The sequence below is a fragment of the Bradyrhizobium sp. 190 genome (assembly GCF_023073415.1).
Taxonomy (GTDB): Bacteria; Pseudomonadota; Alphaproteobacteria; order Rhizobiales; family Xanthobacteraceae; genus Bradyrhizobium.
In genome coordinates this window covers 337,307-360,259 of record NZ_JADPJL010000065.1, presented here as the reverse complement: position 1 = coordinate 360,259, position 22,953 = coordinate 337,307, and the positions used below count along the sequence as shown (strand labels likewise).

Annotated in this window: 24 protein-coding genes and 1 pseudogene; 6 read left to right on the top strand and 19 right to left on the bottom strand. The window is 62.4% G+C overall.

All coding sequences use genetic code 11. From position 1 onward, the window contains the following. Positions 1-46 precede the first annotated feature (46 nt). Entirely contained in the window at positions 47-199 is a 153-nt protein-coding gene (locus IVB22_RS33645) for a hypothetical protein (RefSeq protein ID WP_176721835.1), read from the top strand. A gap of 94 nt (positions 200-293) precedes the next feature. Here the strand turns inward: IVB22_RS33645 and IVB22_RS33640 are convergent, their stop codons facing one another. The 4 genes from IVB22_RS33640 to pxpB all read right to left on the bottom strand — a co-directional run bounded on the left by IVB22_RS33640 (position 294) and on the right by pxpB (position 4,445). Further along, positions 294-1,646: an amidohydrolase family protein gene (locus IVB22_RS33640; RefSeq protein WP_374207785.1), complete on the bottom strand. Its 1,353-nt coding sequence runs from the start codon at positions 1,644-1,646 to the stop codon at positions 294-296. Between the two features lie 197 nt (positions 1,647-1,843). Next, positions 1,844-2,626, bottom strand: a complete 783-nt coding sequence (locus IVB22_RS33635) for a LamB/YcsF family protein (RefSeq protein ID WP_247521452.1) — start codon at positions 2,624-2,626, stop codon at positions 1,844-1,846. Positions 2,627-2,661: 35 nt separating this feature from the next. Further along, the gene (locus tag IVB22_RS33630; RefSeq protein WP_247521451.1) at positions 2,662-3,717 is read right to left on the bottom strand and encodes a biotin-dependent carboxyltransferase family protein; all 1,056 of its coding nucleotides are present in this window, start codon (positions 3,715-3,717) and stop codon (positions 2,662-2,664) included. Next, positions 3,714-4,445 carry a 5-oxoprolinase subunit PxpB gene (gene pxpB, locus IVB22_RS33625; protein WP_247521450.1) on the bottom strand — a complete coding sequence of 244 codons (732 nt, stop codon included), beginning with the start codon at positions 4,443-4,445 and terminating at the stop codon, positions 3,714-3,716. The genes IVB22_RS33630 and pxpB overlap by 4 nt, the downstream gene beginning before the upstream one ends. A 227-nt stretch (positions 4,446-4,672) precedes the next feature. Between pxpB and IVB22_RS33620 the strand changes: the two genes are divergently transcribed. Together IVB22_RS33620 and IVB22_RS33615 are read left to right on the top strand one after the other, a co-directional pair. Further along, positions 4,673-5,371: a ribonuclease activity regulator RraA gene (locus IVB22_RS33620; protein ID WP_247521449.1), complete on the top strand. Its 699-nt coding sequence runs from the start codon at positions 4,673-4,675 to the stop codon at positions 5,369-5,371. A gap of 28 nt (positions 5,372-5,399) precedes the next feature. Continuing rightward, complete coding sequence (locus IVB22_RS33615) at positions 5,400-5,804, top strand: cupin domain-containing protein (RefSeq protein ID WP_247521448.1); 405 nt, start codon at positions 5,400-5,402, stop codon at positions 5,802-5,804. Here IVB22_RS33615 and IVB22_RS33610 read toward each other — a convergent pair. From IVB22_RS33610 to IVB22_RS33570, 9 genes are all read right to left on the bottom strand, one after another. After that, positions 5,801-6,154, bottom strand: coding sequence for a hypothetical protein (locus tag IVB22_RS33610; protein ID WP_247521447.1), 354 nt, complete (start codon positions 6,152-6,154; stop codon positions 5,801-5,803). The genes IVB22_RS33615 and IVB22_RS33610 overlap by 4 nt on opposite strands. A gap of 141 nt (positions 6,155-6,295) precedes the next feature. Further along, on the bottom strand, positions 6,296-7,105 hold the full coding sequence (locus tag IVB22_RS33605; RefSeq protein WP_247521446.1) for a DUF2147 domain-containing protein: 810 nt from the start codon (positions 7,103-7,105) through the stop codon (positions 6,296-6,298). 355 nt (positions 7,106-7,460) lie between these two features. Continuing rightward, a complete protein-coding gene (locus IVB22_RS33600) occupies positions 7,461-7,886 on the bottom strand; it encodes a hypothetical protein (RefSeq protein ID WP_247521445.1) in 426 nt (141 codons plus the stop codon). Between the two features lie 121 nt (positions 7,887-8,007). Then, a complete protein-coding gene (locus IVB22_RS33595; protein ID WP_247521444.1) occupies positions 8,008-9,432 on the bottom strand; it encodes an amidase in 1,425 nt (474 codons plus the stop codon). Positions 9,433-9,498: 66 nt separating this feature from the next. Then, a complete protein-coding gene (locus tag IVB22_RS33590; RefSeq protein WP_247521443.1) occupies positions 9,499-10,488 on the bottom strand; it encodes a hydroxyacid dehydrogenase in 990 nt (329 codons plus the stop codon). A 30-nt stretch (positions 10,489-10,518) separates the two neighbouring features. Next, positions 10,519-11,619: an ABC transporter ATP-binding protein gene (locus IVB22_RS33585; RefSeq protein WP_247521442.1), complete on the bottom strand. Its 1,101-nt coding sequence runs from the start codon at positions 11,617-11,619 to the stop codon at positions 10,519-10,521. A 4-nt stretch (positions 11,620-11,623) separates the two neighbouring features. Further along, entirely contained in the window at positions 11,624-12,535 is a 912-nt protein-coding gene (locus tag IVB22_RS33580; RefSeq protein ID WP_247521441.1) for a carbohydrate ABC transporter permease, read from the bottom strand. Beyond that, positions 12,535-13,470 carry a carbohydrate ABC transporter permease gene (locus IVB22_RS33575; protein ID WP_247521440.1) on the bottom strand — a complete coding sequence of 312 codons (936 nt, stop codon included), beginning with the start codon at positions 13,468-13,470 and terminating at the stop codon, positions 12,535-12,537. Before IVB22_RS33575 ends, IVB22_RS33580 begins: the two co-directional genes overlap by 1 nt. A 99-nt stretch (positions 13,471-13,569) precedes the next feature. Then, positions 13,570-14,910, bottom strand: coding sequence for an ABC transporter substrate-binding protein (locus IVB22_RS33570; RefSeq protein ID WP_247521439.1), 1,341 nt, complete (start codon positions 14,908-14,910; stop codon positions 13,570-13,572). A 430-nt stretch (positions 14,911-15,340) separates the two neighbouring features. On the opposite strand from IVB22_RS33570, the gene IVB22_RS33565 reads away from it, so the two are divergent. Further along, a complete protein-coding gene (locus tag IVB22_RS33565) occupies positions 15,341-16,090 on the top strand; it encodes a Spy/CpxP family protein refolding chaperone (RefSeq protein ID WP_374207775.1) in 750 nt (249 codons plus the stop codon). Between the two features lie 290 nt (positions 16,091-16,380). Here the strand turns inward: IVB22_RS33565 and IVB22_RS33560 are convergent, their stop codons facing one another. Continuing rightward, entirely contained in the window at positions 16,381-16,782 is a 402-nt protein-coding gene (locus tag IVB22_RS33560; RefSeq protein WP_247521438.1) for a VOC family protein, read from the bottom strand. Between the two features lie 11 nt (positions 16,783-16,793). Continuing rightward, entirely contained in the window at positions 16,794-17,996 is a 1,203-nt protein-coding gene (locus IVB22_RS33555; RefSeq protein ID WP_247521437.1) for an acyl-CoA dehydrogenase family protein, read from the bottom strand. Positions 17,997-18,263: 267 nt separating this feature from the next. On the opposite strand from IVB22_RS33555, the gene IVB22_RS33550 reads away from it, so the two are divergent. Beyond that, positions 18,264-18,542 (top strand): PilZ domain-containing protein, encoded by a 279-nt coding sequence (locus tag IVB22_RS33550; RefSeq protein ID WP_247521436.1) that lies wholly within the window; start codon positions 18,264-18,266, stop codon positions 18,540-18,542. Between the two features lie 17 nt (positions 18,543-18,559). Here IVB22_RS33550 and IVB22_RS33545 read toward each other — a convergent pair whose 3' ends face one another. Next, positions 18,560-19,528, bottom strand: a complete 969-nt coding sequence (locus tag IVB22_RS33545; protein ID WP_247521435.1) for a tripartite tricarboxylate transporter substrate binding protein — start codon at positions 19,526-19,528, stop codon at positions 18,560-18,562. Positions 19,529-19,613: 85 nt separating this feature from the next. After that, positions 19,614-20,450, bottom strand: coding sequence for a thioredoxin domain-containing protein (locus IVB22_RS33540; protein ID WP_308200486.1), 837 nt, complete (start codon positions 20,448-20,450; stop codon positions 19,614-19,616). On the opposite strand from IVB22_RS33540, the gene IVB22_RS33535 reads away from it, so the two are divergent. After that, on the top strand, positions 20,439-21,701 hold the full coding sequence (locus IVB22_RS33535; RefSeq protein ID WP_247521433.1) for an aminotransferase class III-fold pyridoxal phosphate-dependent enzyme: 1,263 nt from the start codon (positions 20,439-20,441) through the stop codon (positions 21,699-21,701). The genes IVB22_RS33540 and IVB22_RS33535 overlap by 12 nt on opposite strands. Positions 21,702-21,998: 297 nt before the next feature. On the opposite strand, the gene IVB22_RS33530 is transcribed toward IVB22_RS33535, so the two are convergent. Together IVB22_RS33530 and IVB22_RS33525 are read right to left on the bottom strand one after the other, a co-directional pair. Then, entirely contained in the window at positions 21,999-22,256 is a 258-nt protein-coding gene (locus tag IVB22_RS33530; RefSeq protein WP_247521432.1) for a hypothetical protein, read from the bottom strand. A 44-nt stretch (positions 22,257-22,300) separates the two neighbouring features. Then, positions 22,301-22,592 (bottom strand): annotated as a pseudogene (locus tag IVB22_RS33525) (helix-turn-helix domain-containing protein); the annotation flags it as partial. Positions 22,593-22,953 lie beyond the last annotated feature (361 nt).

Here is a 22,953-nt window from a genome sequence, read left to right as displayed (position 1 = left end):
GCGATCGATATTCCATATGCAGTCCATGCTGCGTTGGAGATCGACCATGCGCGAACTATCGGCGGAAGCCCGCCTGCACCTTTACGCACGCTCGGTGTCCCGCCGTTCCGGCACCGGCTTCCATACCGCCGCGCTCTACAGCGCGTTCGCGCTCATTGCCGCCATCGTGTTCGGCACGCTCTCGGTTCACCCGTTCTGAAATTGCACGTCAGGCGCAACCGCAAGGGTCGTTGGTTCGACTCCTGCGGTGCGCACCAATTCACGGCAGGGCCATTAGCGGCAAGGACTGGCCCTCACTTGGTCAGAGTGTTTTTGTAGATTTTGCCGTCCTTCATGATGATCTTGAAGTTCCTGGCGGAGTCGGCAATCAGGCCGATGTCGTTCAACGGATTTCCGTCGACAAGCAGCAAATCTGCGAGCGCGCCCTGTTCCACAACGCCGAGTTTTCCCGGATAGGGATTGCGCTTCCCGGACAGCGCCAGCAGTTCGGCGTTTGTCGATGTCGCCATGACCAGCGCTTCAGCGGGGGTGTACCAACGGGTAAGCGAGGCCAGAATTGCCCCTTGTTGCTGCGCCAGTTCGCGGGAGAACAGCACATCGGTGCCCCACGCCGTCTTGATCTTGTATCTCTTCGCCAACTCGTAGGACCTGGCTATGCCGGGCCAGACCTCATCCGCCTTGGCGCGCTGGACGGAACCCACCGGAAACCCCAGCCTCAAGCCCTCGGGGAGCGGCTGCAGGCTCAGCCAAACGCCCTTCTCGGCGATCAGTTTGGCGGTTGCGTCGTCCATCAGGAAGCCGTGTTCGATACACTTCACGCCGGCCGCAATGGCCCCACGGATCGCAGCCGTGGTAAAGGCATGCGCGACGACGTAGGTGCCCCAATTCTCGGCCGCTTCAACCGCGGCGCGCAGTTCGGCCTCGGTGAAGGTGGTCACGTCGATCGGACTGAAGGGTGACGACACTCCGCCGCCTGCCGTCAACTTGACCTGGGAGGCGCCCTGCATGAGCTGTTCGCGCGCGCGCACGCGCACCTCGTCAGGGCTATCAGCAACTATGGCGCCACCGACCTGCTCCATGCGGGTGAGCATGCCGCCGATTGTCCGCGGCAGATCGGTTAACTGGCGAAAATCCCCGTGCCCGCTCGTGATGGTGATCATGGCGCCGGACGGATAGATACGCGGTCCTTTGACGATGCCCTCGTCAATGGCGCGCTTGAGACCGAACACCGGACCGCCTACGTCGCGAACGGTGGTGAAGCCGCGCATAAGAGTGTCCGTCGCTTCGTCGCCAGCATTGAGATTGTTGAAACCGACGTCACCGAACGCCTGTGCCGGGGTCGTACGCGCCAGCATCGCGTGCCAATGATTGTCGATCAGGCCGGGCATCAGCGTGCGGCCGCCGCCATCGACGATCGTGGTGGTCGCGCTTCGATCGACCGAAACCGGCGTCCGGGAAATTGTTTCGATCAGGTTACCTCGAACCAGGACGTTGGTTGGTTCGGAGAGCGAAGTGCCCCTGCCGTCGAATACCCTGACATCGTTGAACAGCGTTATCGCGCCGCTGGCTTGCTGGGCTTGCGCCGCACTCGTTGAAAAAATTAGCGCGCAGACCGGTGTCGCCGATACCAAACGGCGGAGATACATGGAGACCATTTGATCCTCCAAGGAAGCCTGAAGTCCAAGGGAGCAGATAATGATATCTTCTCTCTTTGGTTGCGCCAACACGCTATTGGAGGACTTGGCTCCGCGACATGTCGCATATCGGCGACTTTTCGCATCTTTTGCGATTCCAAAATGAGTCCATAAGGCGCCGAAGCGGACGTCCGACCGGGCCTTTGGACTTATGTATTCACGCCCTGGTTCACTTTGAACGGCGCGACGTCGATCCCGGCATTCTTCAACGCCTGACGCACCCCGCGCGCGATATCGACCGCGCCCGGCGTATCGCCGTGAATGCACACGGTATCGGTGCGCATCTTGATGACCTTGCCGGTGACCGACACCACTGCGCCGTCCTGCACCATCCGTACTACGCGGTCGGCAATTGCCTTCGCATCATGTAATACCGCGCCCGGTTTCTTGCGCGACACCAGCGAGCCATTGTCTTCATAGGCGCGGTCGGCAAACACTTCGTGCACCATCGGCAGGTTGGCGGCTTCGCCGGCCTGCACCAGCTTCGAGTTAGCGAGCACCACGAAAATCAGGTTGGGGTCGACGGCCTTGATGCCGTTGGCGATGGCTTTGGCGGTCATGTCGTCCTCACAGGCGACGTTGGAGAGCGCGCCATGCGCCTTCACATGCGTGACCTTGTGGCCGGCCGCGGTCGCAATCGCCTGCAACGCGCCGATCTGGTAGGCGATCAGGTTCTCGATCTCCGACGACTTCAAACCGGGGATCGGCCGCCGTCCGAAGCCGTGCAGGTCGCGATATCCAGGGTGTGCGCCGACGCTGACGCCGCGCGCTTTCGCCAGCTCGACCGTGCGGCGCATGATGTCGGCGTCGCCGGCATGAAAACCGCAGGCGACGTTCACCGACGTCGCCAGCTCGATCATTGCGGCGTCGTTGCCCATTTCCCACGCGCCAAATCCTTCGCCGAGATCGCAATTGAGGTCGATGGTTGTCATGTTGCTGGTCCGCTTCTTGTGAGTGGATTGGTTGATCAGTCCGGGCCCGCTATGTCGGCCAGAGTGACTGCGTGCCAGGTTCCGGCATCGACGGCGTTGACGGCGTGGCCCGCGACATTGGCATCGTGCAGCGCATCGATGTTGAGATCAACGCTTTCGATCGCTCGCAGCCGCTCGGGCAGGGTGCGCAACAACGCCGCAAATTTGCGCGCTTCCACTTGGGCTTCCGGCATGCTGACGGCCCTGAAGCGAAAGGCGCGCCCGGCGGGGATCTGCGCGAACCGCCCGAGATCGGCCGAAATCACGGTTGCGATCTTGGGATAGCCGCCGCTGGTGCCGCGGTCGGGCATCAGCACGATCGGCTGGCCATTGCCGGGCACCTGCAGGCTGCCGTTGACGGTACCGTCGGAAACGATGTTGTGGCCGTGGAGGTGCTTGAGCACGGGGCCTTCGAGCCGGTAGCCCATGCGGTCGCTGGTTGCCGATATCTTCCATTCGCTGTCGAGAAACTGTTTTTTGGTGTCATCGGCGAATTCGTCATCCTGCGGACCCCAGACCACGCGGATCGGCGCATCGGTGACCGCTGGCAGTTCGATCCGCTGTTCAGGCGCGCCGCTTGCGGCCTTCGTCTGCAGTTCGTCGCCGGCCTGCAGGGGGCGGGGATAGGGGCTGCCGAGGCCCGCGCGTGCGTTGACCGCGAGGCTGCCGAACATCGGCTCGCCGGCAATGCCGCCTTCGATCGCGAGATAGCTGAACGAGCCGCCGCGGGCAAAGCCGAGCGTCAGCGTCTCGCCATCGGCAAGCGTTGCGGAAGTGTCCGACGCCACGGCGCGGCCGGCGATATCGGCATTGCGCGGGGCTCCCGCCAGTGCAACGCGCACTGCGCTGCCGCGTGCGGTGAACTTTGCCCCGAACGGACCGATCTCGACAACTGCCGTGAACGGTTCATTGCCGGCCAGCGTATTAGCAGCCGCCAAAGCCAGCCGATCCATCGCGCCGCTCGGCACCAGGCCGTAACGCTGGGCGCCGGGACGTCCGCCGTCCTGTACCGAACTTGCCGGGCCGATCGATGCAATGACGAGCTTGCTCATGTGGCGATCTGCTCGGCAATGAATTCGCCGGCCTCGGCGGCGCGATCCTGCTCCGCAAAGGTCTTGGCATCGACCGGTGCAAAAGTGACGTTGTCGCCCGGCTCCAGCAGGAAGGTCGGATCGCGATGGAGCTGGTAGGTGCGGACGGCTGTCTGTCCCAGAAGGTGCCAGCCGCTCGGGCCGGCGAGGCACTGCACGCCGGTCTGCACGCCGCCGATCGAGATGGTGCCGGCCGGCGTCAGCAAGCGTGGATTCTGCCGCCGCGGCATATGCAGGGTATCCGTAAGCCCGCTGAGATAGGACCAGCCGGGCGTAAAGCCGATCATGGCGACCCGGTAGTCGCCGGCGACATGCCGCGCCACGATATCGTCAGGCGTGGTGTTGAGGGTTTTTGCGACATCCTCGAGGTCGATGCCGTGCTCGCCGCCATAGACCACCGGAATGCGCCAGCGCCGGGTCTTTGTCGTTGCCGGTACCGGCCGCTGCGCGAGGGCGAGAATTGTTTCGCCAAGCTTTTCGAAATCGATCAACACGGGATCGTAATGCACCAGCAGCGAGCGATAGGTCGGCACGGTCTCGGTAACGCCCGTGATCGGCTCGGCGGCCATGGCACGGTCGAGCGCCAGCACCCGCCGGTTGGCGGCATCGTCGATGTTGCGGCTGAATTCCACCGTGATGGCGCTGTCGCCACTCGGCAAAAGGCGGGGCGGGGGAAGCGTCGCGGCCATGGCCTCTGTTACTGTCTCACAGCTTCTGTGCTCGCCCTAAGCTGTAGCGTGTTTTGGGCGCGAGTGGAATTCGCTTCACGCGAAATCAGCCAGTAAGTTCAATAAATTAATCTGCATGTCGACGATAAGATGTTGTGATCGCGCTTCTTTCCGCGAGCCCTTGACGTGACATCCGCGCTTCGCAAGATGCGCTACCTTTTACCCATCCTCCGGAGCCCGCATTCCAGATGTCCCTGTCCCCCGAAGCCCTCGCAACCCTGTCCGGCGTGTCCACCGCCACCATCACCACCGTTCTGCTCAAGAAGGGCCTGCGAAACATCTGGATGCGCGGCACCAAGCCGCTGCGGCCAGGGCAGCCTCGGCTGGTCGGACCGGCGTTTACGTTGCGTTTCGTGCCGGCACGCGAAGATCTGGCAACACCTGAGTCGTGGTCGTCGCCGATCTCGACCCGCACCGCGATTGAAGCCATGCCGAAAGGCTGCATTGCTGTGGTCGACGCCATGGGCGAGACCGACGCGGGCATCTTCGGCGACATTCTGTGCGCGCGCATGGTGAAGCGCGGGGTTGCGGCACTGATCACGGACGGTGTTGTGCGCGACATAGAAGGCGTGCTCGGCACCAACCTTCCGGTCTGGTGCGATGGCTTCGCAGCGCCGCCTTCGGTGGCGGGGCTGACCTTCGTCGGCTGGGGTGAGCCGATCGGATGTGGTGGGGTTGCGGTATTTCCCAACGACATCGTCGTCGCCGACCAGGACGGCGCGGTGCTGATCCCGCAGGCATTGCTCGACCATGTGCTGGCCGAAGGGCCGGAGCAGGAGCGGATGGAAGCCTGGATTGTCAACGAGGTGAACAACGGCGCGGCGCTGCCCGGCCTCTATCCGATGAACGCCGAGACCAAGGTGCGCTACGCGGCCAGCAAGAAATAACCTGAGAAAAGGAAAGGGAGAAAACTCCATGGATATCCATCTCGCGGGCTCCCGGCCGACGCGCCGGGCGCCGGCTGAATATTTCACCGGCACGGTGCTGCAGGATCCGATCATCCAGACCGAGGCGCCGGCCCGGCTGGCCTCGACGCGCGTCTCCTTTGAGCCGGGTGCGCGCACGGCCTGGCACACGCATCCGCTGGGCCAGACGCTCTATGTCATCTCAGGGGTCGGACGGGTGCAGGCCAAAGGCGGACCGATCAGGGAAATTCGCCCCGGTGACGTCGTCTGGATTCCGCCCGGTGAAAAGCACTGGCATGGCGCTTCGCCGACCAACGCCATGACTCACATCGCCATGCAGGAAGCGGCCGACGGCAGCTACGTCAACTGGATGGAGCATGTGACGGACGCGGAATACTCGGCGAAGCTCGGTTAATTTCGCTGTGCCGTCCAGGTGCCCGAGCAAAGCGCGGCGCGCCATGTACCCGAACCCGACGTGCCCGAAAGGCGACCGGTGCCGACCGCGCGCTTCAGGCCGGTCGACAATGTCACGCTGATGTTGCCGGCCTCGGCGACGCGGCCGGATGCCGTTACAGTCGCGCTGTTCGAGGCGACCTGGCCGTTGCTGATTCCGATCGAGACCGACGCGCCGCTGCTGCAGGCGGCGTTCGAGGAGGAGATCTGCACATTCCAGGCGCCGTCGAATGTCGCGGCTGCGGATGGTGTCGCAAAGCCCAGTGCAGCAAGCAGCGAAGCGGCTACTACGGATTTCCGAGACTTTACCATGACGTGCCCCTTTGGTTTGGACACGATCACGATCTCACATCGGTTCCATGACGACTGTGACTGTCATCACGGGTCAAAACTCCATGAAAAAGCCCCGCGCAGCGGCGGGGCTTTTGTCGAATGCGCAGCCTTTTCCGTGGATCAGTTGACGCGCGTCCAGGTCTGGCCGCCACAGAACATGCCGCCGAAGGCGCAACCCTGAACGCGCAGAGCGTCGGTGCCCTTGAGGGCGATCGTCGAATCGTAGGTGCTGCCGGTATTCGGATCGAAAATCCGGCCGCTCCACTTGTCCTTGCCTGGCTTCATGTTGATCAGAACCTGCTCGCCGTTCTGGTTCGACTTCTTGTCGACGGAATAGCCGCAGATATTGGGACCGCACGGTTCGATGCGCACCTTGCCTTCCTTCTCCTCCGTCAGCCACACGCCGAGCGGTGAGTTCGCGGACGGAAGTGTTGAAGCTGCCGGGGCGGCTGCCTGTTTCTGTTGCGGCGGCGGTTGCGCGGCAACGGGAGCGGGCGCCGGCGGCGCAGCCGGAGCGGCTTGAGGCGCAGCGGGCGCTGCTGCAGGCGCAGGCGTATCGGTGGGTGCAACACCCGCTGTGGCGGTCGACGGCGTGGCTGTTGCAGCGGAGGGAGCGGCCGGAGCTGCCGCAGGGGCGGCCTGCTCAGCCGGTGCTGGTGCGGCCGGCGGTGGCGCCGTCTCAGGTGCGGCCTGCGGAGCGGTTTTTGCCTGCTGCGGGGCCTTCTTGCCCGGACGATCAAGGTCGCCTTCCTCGCCACGCGAGCGCTTGGCCTTCTTGCCGGTATTGTCGTAGACGCCCGGAATGGAAACGGTGCCTCGATCGGGATCTATGGTGATGGTGCGGCCGCCATACTCGAAGCTGTACTGGGCCTGCGCGGTGGTGAGGCTGCTCGCCAGCAAAAGCACGGCGATAGCGAGACACTTCTTCATTGTTGCGACCTCCTGAGCAGGGAACCCCATCCCCCGAAGCTATTACTCAGCGATAGCTTCTCCCAACGTGATCCAGATCACTTTCAAAATATAAGTCGTGTACTAGCGGCTTTGGTTCAAATTCGACTTGAGCGGTCTATGGGCAGTCTAAATAGCCCCCAAGTGACGGTCAATTTCCTGCGAACTGTTAGAGCAGCGCCGTCTCAAAGAGTTCGTCATGGCCGGGCTAAAGCGCGAAGCGCGTCTTCGCGCTAGATGTCCCGGCCATCCACGTCTTTGGGCCCGAGTGAAGACGTGGATGCCCGGGACAAGCCCGGGCATGACGGTGGGACAGTTCCGCTTTACGTCTTGCAGGTTACGCTTCGCCGCTGTCCGTGCGAGGCAGATTGGCGGCGGCGTCGCGTCCGGTCATCTCGCTCTTCAATTGCTCGAAGCGCCGGCGTGCGTCGCTTTCGCGATCGTCCACCATCTGGATCGCGGCTTGCCTCGACATCGGGCCGTTGACGATCGGAGCGGAATTCTCCCCGATGGTCTCGTCGACATAGTAGTCGCCATTCTCGAGGCGGACCGTCCACTTGAAGCGGATCGAGGCCATCGGCCCGGGGCCGTGCTTGGAGTAGCCGTGAGCCTCGATCGGCGCAGGGGACACGGGGATCGGCGGAGGGACCACGGACGCATGCTCCGCGACCGCGGGCTTTTCGGGCTCGCGATGGTTCTCCGGGCGGTCGAGAATGCTGGCAATTGCCGCCAGCGCGTTGTCGGTCGGGTCGCCTTGAGTCACGATTCAGCCTCCGGATCGGGGCGCCGTGAGCAGAATCAATGTCCCGGTTGTCGCCCCGTGTCTTTCCTCGTTACCGAAAAAGGCTGAGCCTTGTCCATCCGTGGCGTTTTTGGGGCGGAGCTTAGGCGCATACCGGCGGTAATCTGTTCTTCCAGGGCCGCACCTGTTCGAGCTGCCCGGCCAGCCGGAACAGGGTCGCCTCATCGCCGAACCTGGCCGAGAACATCATGCCGAGCGGCAATCCGGCCTTGTTCCAAGCCAACGGCACCGACATCGCCGGCTGCCCGGACATATTGAACATAGCGGTCCCCGGCATGTAGCGGCGCAGGATCGGGGCAATATGCGACAGATCCTTCGACATGGTGTTGAGTTCACCGATGCGGAGCGGCGGGGCGCACAACGTCGGACACAGGAAGACGTCGCAGCTCTTAAAGAAAGCCGCCAGCGAGCGCGAAATCTGGAAGGCCGCTAGCTGGGCGGCGACGTAGTCGGTCGCAGTGGTCTTTTGCGCGTTGTGCGCGTGCGCCAGCGTCAATATCTCGAAATCGTTTTCCGTAGCGGCACGTCCGAGTCTTTGCTCGATCAGCCGCACCGTCAGGGCGGTATTGCCGCCGACGATGGTGGTTATGGCTGCGGCCGGATCAGCGGGAAGCACCGGCGCCCGTTCCTCGACATGATGGCCGAGCCCCGCCAGCAGGCCCGCAATCTCGCGCACGGCTGCTGCGATTTCCGGATCGATGGCGTCGCCATATGGCGATTTGTCGGTGAAGGCAATGCGGAGCTGGCCGGGATCGCGGCCGACTTCCTGCGAAAACGGCCGCTCCGGCGGCGGCGCCACGTAGGGGCTCGACGGCTCGGGACCATGGATCGCGTCCATCATGACCGCGCTGTCGCGCACGCTGATGCTCACGACATGGCCGCAGGCGAATCCACCCCAGCCTTCACCGCGATCGGGACCGAGCGGATTGCGCGCCCGGGTCGGCTTCAAGCCGAATACGCCGGAGGCAGAGGCGGGGATCCGGATCGAGCCGCCGCCATCGCTGGCATGTGCGACGGGCAGGATGCGGGCGGCAACCGCCGCCGCCGCGCCGCCCGATGACCCGCCGGAAGAATGCTCGAGATTCCACGGATTGCGCGGCGGCCCGTGCAGGCGCGACTCCGTCGTCGGCATCAGGCCGAATTCGGGACTGGAGCTCTTGCCGAAGATCGAGACGCCGGTATCGAGGAAGCGCTGCGCCAGCGTGCCGTTGTGGTCGGCCACAAAATCCTTCAGGACCGTGGCGCCGGAGGTCGTGCGCGTGCCCTCCAGCGGGTCAAGGTCCTTCAGGAGGAACGGTACGCCGGTAAACGGGCCGTCGGGCAGGCCGCGTTCGACCTGGCGTTCGGCATAGTCGTAATGCTTGACGACGACGGCATTGATCTGCGGATCGACCTCTGCTGTGCGGCCGATGGCCTCGTCGAGCAATTCCTTGGCCGAGACATGTTTCTTCCGAACCAATTCGGCAAGGCCGACCGCGTCGTAATTGCCGTATTCCTTGAAGGCCATGCGCGTACCTCACTCGCCGGCCGGTCGGTGGACCGACTGGGCCCAGGCTCATTTATTGCGGACGATTTAGCCGAGCACGTCCTGGTTGATCACGTTCTGGCGCAAGGGATCGCCATCCAGCACGCTCAGAATGTTGCGGGCGGTCTGCTCGCTCATCCGGTCCACGGCTTCCACCGTGACTCCCGCGACATGCGGCGCCATGATGACGTTCGGCAGGGCGAGCAATGCCTGACCGGCCGGCGGGGGCTCCTGCGCGAAAACGTCGAGGCCCGCGCCAGCAAGCTGGCCGGACACCAGCGCGGCGTGCAGGGCAGCCTCGTCGACGATGCCGCCGCGTGCCGTGTTGATCAGATAGGCTGATGGCTTCATCCGCTTCAGCCTGTCAGCATTGAACATGCCAACCGTCTCCGGATTCTTCGGGCAATGGATGCTGATGAAGTCGGCACGCGGCAGTGCGGCGTTGAGGTCGGCAACCGGTTCGCAGCCGGCGGCCTTGATGTCGGCGGCAGGCTTGTAGGGATCGAAAACCAGGACATTCATTTCCATCGCCAGGCAGCGCTTGGCGGTGCGCGTGCCGATGCGGCCAAAACCTATGATCAGCGCCGTCTTGCCGAAGAGGTCGTAGGGCAGCATCCCCAGCCTATCAGCCCATTTGTCGTCCCTGACCAGCGAATGCATTTCCGTCGCGCGCTTGGCGAGCGTCAGCATCATGAACAGGGCGTGCTCGGCAACGGACGGCGAATTGGCGGTGCCCGCCACCATCAGCGGGACCTTGCGGCGGCTGAGTGCCGGAACGTCAACGGCGTCGAAGCCGACGCCGATCCGGGTCACCACCAGCATGTCTTGCGAGGCTTCGAGCTCGGGCTCGCCGAAGCGGGTGCCGCCGAGGGCAACGCCGTGGACCGGCGCATGCGCCTTCAGCTTGATATTGAAATCCTCTTGCGAAATCATGTTGGGAAATTCGACGAGTTCGATATCGTCTCGCGCGTGCAGCAGCGCTCTTCCCTGCCGTGACATCGATTCCGTGACGAAGATTTTCTTCTTGTTGGTAGCCATTTCCTGCCCTTGGGTCTCGCAATTGCGCCGTCAAAGGACGACGCCGGTCACCTCGTTTAGCAGGTGCATATTGTTGAGGTCCACAGCCAATCGAAGCGGGCCGCCATCGCGCGCGCCGGCATTGGGATTGACCCGGCCGCAGACCTGCGCGCCTTCCAGTGTAAAATAGATCAGCGTCTCCATTCCCATCGGCTCGGTGACATCGAGCACCGTGTCGAAGGTCTCCACGCCCGGCTCGGAATGCGGCTTTGCCTCGGTGATGTGTTCGGGCCGCAGCCCCAGCACCAATTTGTCGGTGCGCGGGACGCCCTGATAACGGGCAGCGCGGGCCGGCGGCAGTGGGAAGACGACGCGATCGGTAAGCCGAATGTGCAACTTGCCGGCGAGATCCTCCAGCCGGCAGGGAATGAAATTCATCGCTGGCGAGCCGATGAAGCTGGCGACGAATTTCGTCGCCGGCTTGTGATAAAGCTCGTTCGGCGTGCCGATCTGCTCGATCCGGCCATGGTTCATCACCACGACGCGGTCGGCCAGCGTCATCGCCTCCACCTGGTCGTGGGTCACATAAACCGTCGTGGTGCGGACTTTCTGGTGCACCTTCTTGATCTCGATCCGCATCTGCACGCGCAGCTTAGCGTCGAGGTTGGACAGCGGCTCGTCGAACAGAAACACCTTCGGGTTGCGCACGATGGCGCGGCCCATGGCGACGCGCTGACGCTGGCCGCCGGACAATTGCTTCGGCTTGCGGTCGACGAGTTCGACGATGTCGAGCATGCGCGCGGCCTCGTCGATCCGCGTCTTGATCTCGGCTTTCGGATATCGCTTCAGGCGCAAGCCGAACGACATGTTTTCGGCAACCGTCATATGCGGGTAGAGCGCGTAGTTCTGGAACACCATCGCGATATCGCGATCCTTGGGCGGCACGTCATTGACGACATCACCGCCGATCATAATGTCGCCGTCGGTGATGTTCTCCAGCCCCGCGATCATCCGCAGCGTGGTCGACTTGCCGCAGCCCGACGGTCCCACCAGCACGACAAACTCATGGTCGGCGATGTCGAGATCGATGCCGCGCACCGCCTCGACCTCGTCATAACGCTTGACAACCTTACGCAACGTCACGTCAGCCATGAGATCAACCCTTCGTCGCACCGGCGGTCAGGCCGGCAATGTAATAGTCCATCAGGAACGCGTAGATGATGAGCGGAGGTGCTGCGCCGAGCAGGGCGCCGGTCATGATCTGTCCCCAGTTGAAAACGTCGCCCTTGATCAGCGTCGTGATGATGCCAACCGGCATGACCAACTGATCGGTCGAAGTCGTGAACACGAGGGGATAGAGGAACTGCGCCCATGACACCGTGAAGGCGAAGATCGTCGCGGCAATAATGCCGGGAAAGGCAACCGGAATGAAGATGCGGGTCAGGGTCTGAAACCACGACGCGCCATCGATGATGGCGGCCTCATCGAGTTCTTTCGGGATCGAAGCGAAGTAGCCGATCATGATCCAGGTGCAGAACGGCACCGTCAGCGTCGGATAGAGGATCAGCAGCACATACCATCTGTTGATGAGCTGTATGCCGCTCCAATCGCCGATCACCGCGAACATCTTGAAAAGCGGAATGAAGAGCAGTGTCTCGGGAATGAGATAAGTCAGGAAGACGCCGGTGGCGAGAACCGTAGAACCCCAGAACCGCATCCGCGCCAATGCGAATGCAGCCGGCACCGAGATCAGCATGGTGATCGTAACGACGAAGATCGAGACGATCGCTGAGTTCCAGAAGAAGCGCAGAAACTGGTTCGAGGTCAGCAGACCGACATAGTTCTCGAGCGTTGGGTGGAACACCCACCACGGATTGGTCGCCGCCGAAATCTCCGCGCTGCTCTTCAATGAGGTGATGAGCATGTAGATCGGCGGCGTCAGGGAGAAGATCGCGAAGATCGCCAGGAAGAAATACGACCAGCGCAGCGCCCAGGTCCGGTCGCGGCTCATGCTGCCGTACTTGACCTTGCGGGTCGGCGCCGTCTTGTCGATTGTCACCGTTGTCATCAGGCTTCATTCCCGCGTTTGTTGACGTCCCGTAGAATGAAGATCGCCGCGACCGCCAGGATCGGCACCATGAAGAGGGATACGCTGGCGCCCAGCGGTATATCGCTGCCCTCAATTCCGATGCGGAACGCCCACGTCGCGAAGATATGGGTGTGGTCGAGCGGGCCGCCCGCGGTAAGGATGCGCACAATGTCAAAATTGGCGAACGTCACGATCAGCGAGAACAGCGTCGTAATCGCGATGATGTTTCGCATCATCGGCAGCGTGACGTACCAGATGCGCTGCCACCAATTGGCGCCGTCGATGGCGGCGGCCTCGTAGAGCTGTTCCGGCACCGATTTCAGTGCTGCCAGATACATGATCATGAAGAACGGCGCGCCGACCCAGATGTTGACGAGGATCACCGAGAAGCGCGCCCAATTGGCATCACCGGTCCAGGAGATCGGTCCGATGCCGAAGAAGGCGAGCGTGTAGTTGAACGCGCTGTAGGAGGGGTCGAACAGCCACAACCAGGCGAGCGTGCTCATCGCCGGGGGGATTACCCATGGTACCAGCAGCATGCCGCGCCATTTGCGCTGGCCCTTGGCCGGAATGTTGTGAACGAAATGCGCAATGATAAAGCCCAGCAGCGCCTTGAAGATGACGGCTGTGATCGCGAAGATGCAGGATTGCTTCACGACGAGCCAGAACGTCTCGCGCTTGAACAGGAATTCGAAATTGCTGAGCCCGACGAAGCGCTGCATCGACTTGTTCAACGTCGCCAGATGCAGCGCGTAGAATGCCGGATAGATCACGAGGGTCGCGATCAGGAGGATCAGCGGCAGCGTCATCAGGAACGCCACAGTCGATTTGCGCCTGAGCATTTTGTGCAGGCTCGAGCGTTTGCGCGCGGCTTGCGCGGCGGCCCGGTTCGACTGCAATGCGACGTCAGCCATGGTGTGTTTTCATCCCTGTAACGGTTCGCCGGGCTCGCGATTGAAGAAGGATAGGGAATGGCGGCCCGCGATCAGGCGGGCCGCCATGTATCGCGTCCGTCAGCTCCGCATGAAACCTTCGCACTCGCCTTCAGCCCAGGCGAGCACCTTTTCCATCGCTTCGCCCTTGTGATAACGCAGGCACATCTTGGTCAGGGTCGCCTGCGTATAGATCTGCTGGGCGATCTTCGGCGGGGCGGGTGCCGCGGCGATCGAAAGCGTCTGGTGGTTGTGCGGGTTCGGATAGTGGTAGAGCGTACCCTTCGGCGGCCCTTCCTCTTGCCAGACCTTCAGGGTCGTAAGCTTTTCGTAGCAGGGAAGGTCGTAGCCGCCGCTCGCCACGCACATCTTCTCGATCGCATCCGGCTGCGAAAGCACCTTGAGCACGCTCTTGGCCGCTTCCTTGTTCTTGGAGAACGACCAGGTGCCCCAGAAGTAGGAGAGGTAGGGCGCGTAGCGGCCCTTCGGTCCCATCGGGAAGCCATGACTCCAGCACTGCTCGGCTACCTGCGGGGCGTCGCGCTTGGCCACAGCCCAAGCGCTCGGTGGGTTCATGATCATGGCGCCCCTGCCGGAAACCAGCCACTTGTTGTTGGAGGCGTCGTCCCAAGCGCCGACGTCCGGTGGCAGGAAGGAGATCAGTTTCTTGTAGAATTCCAGCGCCTGGCGCACCGGGTCGGTCTTCACGGTGACGTTGCCCTTCTCATCGACAAGGGCTGCCCCGAACGACTGGAAGATCGCGCCGGCCGTATCGACGTTGTCGCTGGTCTCGCCAAGCCCGATGCCGAAGGGAACGCCGCCCTTCTGGCAAGCTTCCGCAGCCTTCAGGAAGGTGTCCAGATTCCAGCTGTCGGCCTTTGGCGGAGCGCCGGCGGGATACAGCGCCTGGACGTCGATGCCGGCATGTTGCTTCATCAGGTCGATGCGCGAGCAGGGACCCTTGATCTGGCTGCCGACGCTCGCGGGTACCGCAAGCCATTTGCCCTTTAATTGACCGAGATATTTCACCGTGCCGTTGGGTTCACCGTTCTGCTTGATGAGACCTTCCATGACGTCATTCATGGGTTCCAGCAGTTCGGACTGCGCATGCGGCCACCAGGTCGGCATGGCCAGAATGTCATGGCCTGACTTCGCCTGCGCTTCGGCGGCAATGGTCAGTAGGTTCTTGTTGCCCTGGCTCGGGATGTAGTCGATCTGAACCTCGACCTTCTCCTTCTCGGCCCAGGCATTGACGATATCGGTGGACGCCTTGTTGGCGCCGGGAACCCAATGGTCCCAGAAGCCGATCGAAAGCTTACCTGCAGCGTGGGCGCCACGCACATAAGGCGCGGTGACAAGGGCTGCGGATGACAGCGCAGTAGCAGCAATGAATTGTCGGCGAGAAAGCTTCTTGCGTGACATGGTGTTTCCTCTTTGCTTGCTTTTTTGTTGTCGTCTTGTCGTTCCTCTTTTTGTTCTTCTCGGCATTCACGCGATCGCGCCGATCTGGGATAGCGAGCGCCCCGCGGAATTTGGTTGCGCAATCAGAACAGAATTAAACGCGTCTGTCGAGAAATGACATGTGCGACATTCTAGAACTAACGTTGCGTAGAAATTTCCAGCGGTCGGAATTCTGCGAGCCTCTTTGCTCGGCATATTGCGTTGCACACGGCATCATGAACGCAAGGCAGTTTAGGGATTGAGCTCGTACCGCGAGGGTTCCCTTGCAACGGATTTGGCACTGTGGCGCCAGCGATAGCGGTCAGGACCCCGGCTGGACTTGCGCGTCGCTGAGACGATAAGATTCGGATTCGAGGACGCAAGTCCAGGCCAACGATTACGGAGACCAATAATGACTAGCCCGACATCCAAACTGCGCACGCGATGGAAAGTGTGCGCGGCTATGGGGTTGGCCGCTATCGTGCTTCTCAACGCGCCGCGGCTCGCGGATGCGCAGGTGGTTCAGGGGGTCGAGAAGGGCGCCCGCGAAGGTAACAGGGCGGCCGGACCGGTCGGCGGCGTGCTTGGCGGGGCGATCGGCGGCGTCGTTGGCGTCGTCACCGGAGTCACCGGTGTGCTGACCGGCGCAACCGGTAGCAAGTCTGGTCCAGCGCCGGCGGCAAAAGAAAGCAAACAGGGAGAAAGTAAACAGGGCGACGCCGCGAAGCCGGCGAAGGGAGCCAAGGGTGGCAAGAAGGAAGCGGCCAAACAGCAGGTAGCCGCTACCCAGGCCGCCGCGCCGCAACTGACGGCCGAACAGATCGTCGCCAGCAGCGACGCCAATATCGAGCGGATCAAGAAGGAGCTAGACCTCACGCCCGAACAGGAGAAGCATTGGGCCGGGTTCAACAGTGCGATGCACTATCTCGGCCATAATGGTGCCGATCGCCTCAATCTGCGTGTGGCGCGCGCCAAGCGCGATCCCCCCGATGACATTATCGAGCAGATGCGCAACGAGGCTCAGTTCCTCAACGACCGTGCCGTCGATCAGCGCAATGTGGCCGATGCGGCCGAGCCTCTATTTGCGAGTCTGAACGACAAGCAAAAGGCGGTCTTCATTCGGGAAATGGTCAATCTGAGCCACGAGCGCGGGCTCGATTAGCTGGCTCCACTGGGACGAATAGCCGGGTACGCATGCCCTGGGGTAGGGTGAAAAAGGCGCGGCACCCGGCTACTCTGCCGCAGCGGCGCGGCTTCTCCAATCTCATTGCAATGATGAAGAAACCCTGACGGACTCGCGCCTTGATCATGGCTGACTTGCGGCGTTGTCGGGAACTTCATTGTTTGACGGGTAGTGTTGCACCTCAACATCAGGTGCGTGGCACCCACAGCGCGCCGAAAACCAATTCGGGCTTCATAGATGCGGACGAATGGGCTCGGTCTGCGGCGGGCTCAGGTTTTCGGAAAGTTCAGTTCGACGCCGACGCCGTCGGGATCGTAGAGGAAGAACTGCGTATCGCCGGTCCGCGGCACAATGCTCTCGCGGAATTTGACGCCTTTCGACTGCAGGCGCTTGCGCATGCCATCGACATCGGTCGCCGCAAAGGCGATGTGGTCAAGCCGTCCGGTATCGTCGTACTTCTTCTCGGTGCCGCGCACCACGATGCCCTCGCGCGGCTTGCGCGTACCCATCAGATGCACCGTGGCGGCGCCGCCGGAATAGAGCCAGTAGCCGGGGAAGTCGAGCGGAGGGCGGTCGCCGTTCTCCAGGCCCAGCACGTCGCAGTAGAAATCCTTGGTCCGCTCAAGGTCAGATGGTTCGATGGTGTAGTGCTGCAATCCGCCAAGTCCCATGATTGGTCTCCCTAAACAAAGCTGAGGTCGGTATCGACGCCCATCATCCAGGCGCCGACGGTTTCAAAATGCCTGAGCTGGCCTTGCAGCTGCTGGGTCACGGTATGGATGTCGCGGAAGCGGCGCTCCAGCGGATGGTTCTCGAAGATCGCGGTGGCGCCTGCGGCGTTGTAGGCAAAGTCGACCGCCTCGCGTGCCTTGTGAATGGCGTTCGTAGAGGCCATGCGGATGTTCATGCGCTGCGCCAGCGTGATGGTCGCGCCCGCGGCAAGATCTTTCCAGGTATCGGCCATCGACTGCAACACGTAGCCGCGCGCGGCGCGGAGGTTGACTTCCGCCTGGGCGAGGTTGCACTGAACCACGGCATTGTCCCGCAACGACGCCCTCGCGCCACGCGGCACCTTGTTGCGCATCGTCTCGACGAAATTGTCGAGCGCGGTGCGGGCGATCCCGCAGGCGACGCCGGCAAAGCCGACCTGATAACAGGTGTGGTTGCTCATGCGGTAGAGCGGGCCGTTCTCGCGGCATTCCCGGTCGAACTCGCGGGTAATCGAATGATCCGCGCGCACGAAAAAATCGTTGAGCGCGAACTGGTCGCTGGCAGTGCCGCGCAAGCCAACGGTGTTCCAGATATCCGTCCACTCGACGTCCTCGGAGCGTACCAGCATGGTCCGCTCGAGCGGCACGCCGTTGGCGTCGTATTTGGGCGAACCATCGGCTGCATGAATCGGGCAGTGCGCCCCGAGCCAGGTCGCATGCCGGCCGCCGGATGCAAAGGACCACACGCCGGTCACCCTGTAGCCGCCTTCACATTCGACCGCGCGAACCCTGGGGCCGGGCCCCCACGCCAGCACCGCGCGCGGATCGCCGAAGATTGCCTGGGCCACCGGCAGGTCGAGATAGGCCGCCGACATCGCGCAACCGCCGGCCTGGCTGAGGCACCAGGCGGTGGAAGCATCGGCTTTGGCGATGGTTTCGATGACGTGGAAAAAAGTTACGGGATCGGTTTCGATCCCGTTGGTCGAGCGGGGCAGCAACAGCCGGAACAATTGCGCGTCGTGCAGCTTGTCGAGCAGCGCGGGCGGCAGCCGGCGCGCGGTCTCGATGTCGTCGGAAGCTGTCGCGACATCAAGGCGTATGGCCTCGGCCCGGGCGATCACCGCCTGGTCGCCGGCAAGATCGGCAGAGTTTGCGATCGGTGTATTCAAGACCATGCCTGCCATTCCATCGCGTCGGTGCGCCAGTCATTGGTGGAAAAGCTATCGTGCCATCGCCGCGATCGGCAAGTCCATGGTGATGCGGAGCACATCTGCGAATAAGCGATTGGGATTTCGTGCCGCTCTGCACAATGAAGCCCGACGGCAATCGCATCGGCGGGGGCCGCGCCTATTCCGGGTTTTCCGGGCGCACGCGCCGACTTGTTTAGGGTTTTGCGCTAGCCTTGCGGTTTGGTTGGAATCGATCGGGACGGGACGGACGGCATGGAAGAGAAGCGAAAATATCCGCGAACGGAGATTGACGAGCCTGCCTATGTTTCGTCGGGCGGTTCCGTCATGCCCTGCGTGGTGCGGAATATCTCGCGCGAGGGAGCGGCGATCGATGTCGACAACCCGGCCTTCGTCCCGCAGCACTTTCGCCTGGTGATGGCAAAGGACCCCTCGATCGTGCACGAGTGCCGGGTCACCTGGATCCAGAAGAACCGTATCGGCCTGACCTTCATGAAGATCGCGGATGCGGCCGCGGAACCGCCGCCAACGTAGCGCGGGCGCTGAGCCCGTTACTCGATCCGCAGCTTTGCATCGCGCACCACCTTGCCCCACTTGTCCATCTCCAGCCTGATACGCGCGCCGAACTGATCCGGCGTATTGGCGACCGGCTTGAAGCCGAGCACCGTGAGACGCTCCTTGACGTCCGGCTGGGCGACGATTTTGGCGATCTCACGATAAAGCAGATCGACGATCTCTTTCGGTGTTCCCGCAGGCGCGACGATGCCCGTGAGCGTGTCGGCGTCCTGATCCTTCACGCCCTGTTCGGCGAAGGTCGGCACGTCGGGCATCCCGGCGGCACGTTCGGTTGACGCCACGCCCAGCGCGCGCAGTTGTCCGCTCTGCACCGCCGACAGGGCAGGCGGCAGCGCGGTGAAGGCAATCGGCGTGTGCCCGCCGACCGTTGCCTGGATCGCCGGCCCGGCACCTGTGAAAGGCACGTGCACCAGGTCGAGTTTGAAGGCCAGCCGGAAAAGCTCGCCGCCCAGATGCGGCGTCGAACCGATACCGGGACCGGCAAAGCCGTACTTGCCGGGGTTGTCCCGAATGAGCTGCACCAGCTCCGGGAGCGTCTTGGCGGGCACTTGCGGGTTGACCACCACGACATTCGGCGAGACCGCGACCAGCGTCACGGGGACGAAATCCTTGACCGGATCATACGGCACCTTGGCGTAGAGGCTGGGATTCACGACGAAGCCGGTGCTGATGACCATGATGGTGTAGCCGTCCGGCGTCACGCGCGCGACCTGGCCGGCCGCAATGTTGCCGCCCGCACCGCCGACGTTCTCGACGAAGAATTGATGACCGAGATTGTCAGTAAGCTTCTGGGCCACGATGCGGGCGATGGCATCGGTCGGTCCGCCGGCGGGAAAGCCGACCACGACGCGCACCGGCTTGCTCGGATAGCCTTGCGCCGATGACGCCACGACCCCGGACAGCAGCCACGTCGCTGCCAACGCTACGCGCAAAGCCGCGACCATGGCGCTCTCCCCAATATGTTTGTTGGGGCCATCATCGGCGAGCCGGCCCCGCGGGGCAAGGGGCTACTGCGACGGCGGGCGGGCGCTATTTCTTGAGCAGCGGCTTGATCCGTTCTTCCAGCTCCTCGAACGACATCGAGCCCTGCAGTCGTACACCGTTGAGAAAGAAAGTCGGCGTCGACGTGACTTTCACTTCCCGATGCGCGTATTGCTGATCTGCGTTCAGCTTGTCGAACTGCGCCTGGTCTTCCTCGCAGGTCTTGACGTCCTGCTCGCTCATGCCGTGCTGCCCCCCGACATAGATCAGCGTCTCCTTGGTCTGGGCCATCAGGCGGTCCTGCAGCTTGAATAACATCTCGACTGCTCTGAGATATTTTTCGGAATCGCCGTTGGCGATGCAGCGCGCCAGTATCGAAGCTGCGGCGGCTTTTATGTCGAGTGGAAATTCCCGGAACACGAAACGTACCTTGCCGGTATCGATATATTTCGACCGCAACATCGGGAACACATTCTGGCCGAAGGCTGCGCAATGCGGACAACTCATCGAGGAATATTCGGTGATGGTGATTGGTGCGTTCGCAGATCCGATTGCAATGTCCGGCAGCGATACCGGTTTGGCGACCGCTGCGGCAATCGCGCTTTTGCGATGGCTCCGCCTGAAAAAGCCGGCGATGCGAAAGCGAGGAGGACGGCGAAGGCGATGCGGTAACGAACGTTCAACGGTTACTCCGAAACGAACTGGCGAGGGCGAGCCGACAAGGCCGCAGCATGTCGACAATTCTACCGGTTTTGCGAACCAAAAGCCACCTGACCCGGCTGCGATCGGAGTTGACCGTGAATTGTTGGCGATCCAATCATAGGCGGCGACAGAAAGCGCCAGGCAAACTCTGCAACCAGACAAGAGAACGTCATGACCCAGCACACGGCGCTGTTGAGCGAAACGCAGACAGCGGATGCCATGTTACGAGCAAGGGCGCGGCTGGTGGTTCCAGGCGGCATGTGGGGCCATCTCAACGCTGCGCGGCTCCCGGAAGGCTATCCGCAATTCTTCGCCTCCGCGGAGGGCTGCCGCGTCCGCGACGTCGATGGGCGCGAATACATAGATTTCATGTGCAGTTGGGGACCGATCCTGCTTGGCCATCGGCATCCCGAGGTTCAGGCGGCAGCTGAGGCGCAGGCTGCCAAAGGAGATTGCTTCAACGGCCCGGGGGAGGTCATGGTGGAACTCGCCGAAGATCTCGTCGCCATGCTGCCGCATGCCGACTGGGCGATGTTTCAAAAGAACGGCGGTGACGCGACCACGTGCTGCGTGACAATCGCGCGCGCCGGCACTGGTCGCCGCAAGGTGCTGGTCGCACGTGGCAGCTATCACGGCGCGCTGCCGTGGTGTTCGCCAAGTGTTGCCGGGGTGACGGCCGAGGACCGCGCGCATCTCCTGCACTTCGAGTACAACGACGTGCAGAGCCTGCGGGCGGCTGTCGAAGAGGCGGGCAAGGATCTCGCCGCGATTCTGGTGACAGCTTTCCGCCACGACATGGGACGCGATCTCGAATTGCCAACGAAGGAATTCGCGGCAGCCGCGCGTGCGGCATGCGACGCGGCCGATGCTGCCTTGATTATCGATGAAGTGCGGGCCGGCCTGCGCCTCGATATCAGGGGGAGCTGGGAAGTGCTTGGCGTGCGTCCGGACCTGTGCGCCTGGAGCAAAGCGATCGCCAACGGCTATGCGCTGGCTGCCGTCACTGGCAACGATCGCTTTCGCGAAGCCGCCACCAGGGTCTTCGTCACGGGGTCGTTCTGGTGCGGCACGGTGGCGATGGCGGCGGCGCGGGCGACGTTGCAGATCGCGCGCGAGACCGACGTGGCCGGGCATATCTGCGCGATGGGCCTGCGGTTGCGCGAGGGACTGGCGTCGCTGGCGAAACAACATGGCATCGCGATCCGCCAGAGCGGCCCGCCGCAGATGCCGCTGATGCTGTTCGACGATGACGCCGATGTAAGAAAGGGCCGGGCGTTCTGCTCGGCCGCGCTACGCCACGGCGCGTTCTTTCATCCACAGCACAATATGTTCCTTTCCTTGGCGCATAGCCCAGCCGATATCGACGAAGCGTTGCAGGCGGCTTCGCATGGCTTCAAGACCGTCCTCAAGCTGGAAGCGAGATCCAATCGATAAGGCGCGGGGGGACCGGGAGCCGGTTTGGTACTTGCGGGCATCCATAAAAATGCCCCGCAACGCGGTCTTCACGACCAGCGATGGCGGGGCAGTCTTGGGAGAAAACAGCGAGATCGCCAAATGATGCGGACATCATCGTCGGGCATCATGTGGATCGAAATTCCACTCTCTCGGTGATGTTCGCATTTGACCTGGATCAAGCTACCGTCACGCCTGTCCTGAAAACGCGCGCAGCGAAACAGCCGACCGCGCGGGCGCGCGGTCCGCGAGGATTCGATTCAGGTCGCGGTCAGTTCATCACGCGATGCGGTTCCATGCGTGCTTGCCGGGGGCGGGTGTATAGCACACTGGATGTTCGAACTCGTCATGGCCCGCCAAATGCGTGACTTCGACGCAATCGGCATTCAGGCGTTCGTTGTCGACCAATCGCTCCGCCAACACCAGCGCCTGGGAGGGTCCGACCGATTGGACCTCGATCTGGCGCTGCAGGCACTTGAAGCTGTGGCCGTCGGAGTTACAGAGATCCTTGTAGAAGGAGACGCGATAATTGTTCATCTTGCCCTCCCGTCCTTGCGGCACCCTTGTCGCTTAGCTTACTCTCAAGCGTCCATGTCTGCCAGCCGTTGGCGGTTACGCAACACAATTTGACGAGCGTTCGAAAACACCAGAATACCCTGATCGCTGAGCTGTGAAAGCGCCCGCGAAAGGGTTTCCAGCGTCAAGCCGAGATAGTCGCCGATGTCGCGGCGACACATCGGCAGGGCCGTCATACCGGTCTTGGCGAGCCAACGGTCCATTTCCAGCAGGAAAGTCGCCACTTTCCATCGCGGTCTTGCGCCGCAGAAGCGACATGTGGTCTTCGGCGTGCCGGAGGTCGCTTGCGGTCATAGCCAGAGGTTATGGACGACCCTCGGCGCCGCTGCGCGCGTTCTGGTCGAGCGGATCTTGATGTCGAAAGGGGCGGTCGGGATCGATCATGCTTCGCCTTCCAGGCTGCCCCCGCTTATCAGATGCCGCACTAAACGAGCGTGCGAAATGCCGGCGAAACGAAATTACAAACAGCGAATATCTAATTGATAAAAATGAGAATTTTCCGGCTTGTCGGCTCGGATTTCTGCGGAATGCTCGATTCCAGATACTGGAGGAGTCGGGCGGGATTCTTGACGCGTGGCGGACCTCACGGCCACCTTGCAACTGAATCACGCCGCTGCGCGTTCTTGTCCGCTTGACGATTTACACTGGCGAGGAACCC

Coding starts and splice junctions, on each gene's coding strand:
- IVB22_RS33645 (WP_176721835.1), top strand. CDS start 47: ATGCGCGAACTATCGGCGGAAGCCCGCCTGCACCTTTACGCACGCTCG.
- IVB22_RS33640 (WP_374207785.1), bottom strand. CDS start 1,646: ATGTATCTCCGCCGTTTGGTATCGGCGACACCGGTCTGCGCGCTAATT.
- IVB22_RS33635 (WP_247521452.1), bottom strand. CDS start 2,626: ATGACAACCATCGACCTCAATTGCGATCTCGGCGAAGGATTTGGCGCG.
- IVB22_RS33630 (WP_247521451.1), bottom strand. CDS start 3,717: ATGAGCAAGCTCGTCATTGCATCGATCGGCCCGGCAAGTTCGGTACAG.
- pxpB (WP_247521450.1), bottom strand. CDS start 4,445: ATGGCCGCGACGCTTCCCCCGCCCCGCCTTTTGCCGAGTGGCGACAGC.
- IVB22_RS33620 (WP_247521449.1), top strand. CDS start 4,673: ATGTCCCTGTCCCCCGAAGCCCTCGCAACCCTGTCCGGCGTGTCCACC.
- IVB22_RS33615 (WP_247521448.1), top strand. CDS start 5,400: ATGGATATCCATCTCGCGGGCTCCCGGCCGACGCGCCGGGCGCCGGCT.
- IVB22_RS33610 (WP_247521447.1), bottom strand. CDS start 6,154: ATGGTAAAGTCTCGGAAATCCGTAGTAGCCGCTTCGCTGCTTGCTGCA.
- IVB22_RS33605 (WP_247521446.1), bottom strand. CDS start 7,105: ATGAAGAAGTGTCTCGCTATCGCCGTGCTTTTGCTGGCGAGCAGCCTC.
- IVB22_RS33595 (WP_247521444.1), bottom strand. CDS start 9,432: ATGGCCTTCAAGGAATACGGCAATTACGACGCGGTCGGCCTTGCCGAA.
- IVB22_RS33590 (WP_247521443.1), bottom strand. CDS start 10,488: ATGGCTACCAACAAGAAGAAAATCTTCGTCACGGAATCGATGTCACGG.
- IVB22_RS33585 (WP_247521442.1), bottom strand. CDS start 11,619: ATGGCTGACGTGACGTTGCGTAAGGTTGTCAAGCGTTATGACGAGGTC.
- IVB22_RS33580 (WP_247521441.1), bottom strand. CDS start 12,535: ATGACAACGGTGACAATCGACAAGACGGCGCCGACCCGCAAGGTCAAG.
- IVB22_RS33575 (WP_247521440.1), bottom strand. CDS start 13,470: ATGGCTGACGTCGCATTGCAGTCGAACCGGGCCGCCGCGCAAGCCGCG.
- IVB22_RS33570 (WP_247521439.1), bottom strand. CDS start 14,910: ATGTCACGCAAGAAGCTTTCTCGCCGACAATTCATTGCTGCTACTGCG.
- IVB22_RS33565 (WP_374207775.1), top strand. CDS start 15,341: ATGACTAGCCCGACATCCAAACTGCGCACGCGATGGAAAGTGTGCGCG.
- IVB22_RS33560 (WP_247521438.1), bottom strand. CDS start 16,782: ATGGGACTTGGCGGATTGCAGCACTACACCATCGAACCATCTGACCTT.
- IVB22_RS33555 (WP_247521437.1), bottom strand. CDS start 17,996: ATGGTCTTGAATACACCGATCGCAAACTCTGCCGATCTTGCCGGCGAC.
- IVB22_RS33550 (WP_247521436.1), top strand. CDS start 18,264: ATGGAAGAGAAGCGAAAATATCCGCGAACGGAGATTGACGAGCCTGCC.
- IVB22_RS33545 (WP_247521435.1), bottom strand. CDS start 19,528: ATGGTCGCGGCTTTGCGCGTAGCGTTGGCAGCGACGTGGCTGCTGTCC.
- IVB22_RS33535 (WP_247521433.1), top strand. CDS start 20,439: ATGACCCAGCACACGGCGCTGTTGAGCGAAACGCAGACAGCGGATGCC.
- IVB22_RS33530 (WP_247521432.1), bottom strand. CDS start 22,256: ATGAACAATTATCGCGTCTCCTTCTACAAGGATCTCTGTAACTCCGAC.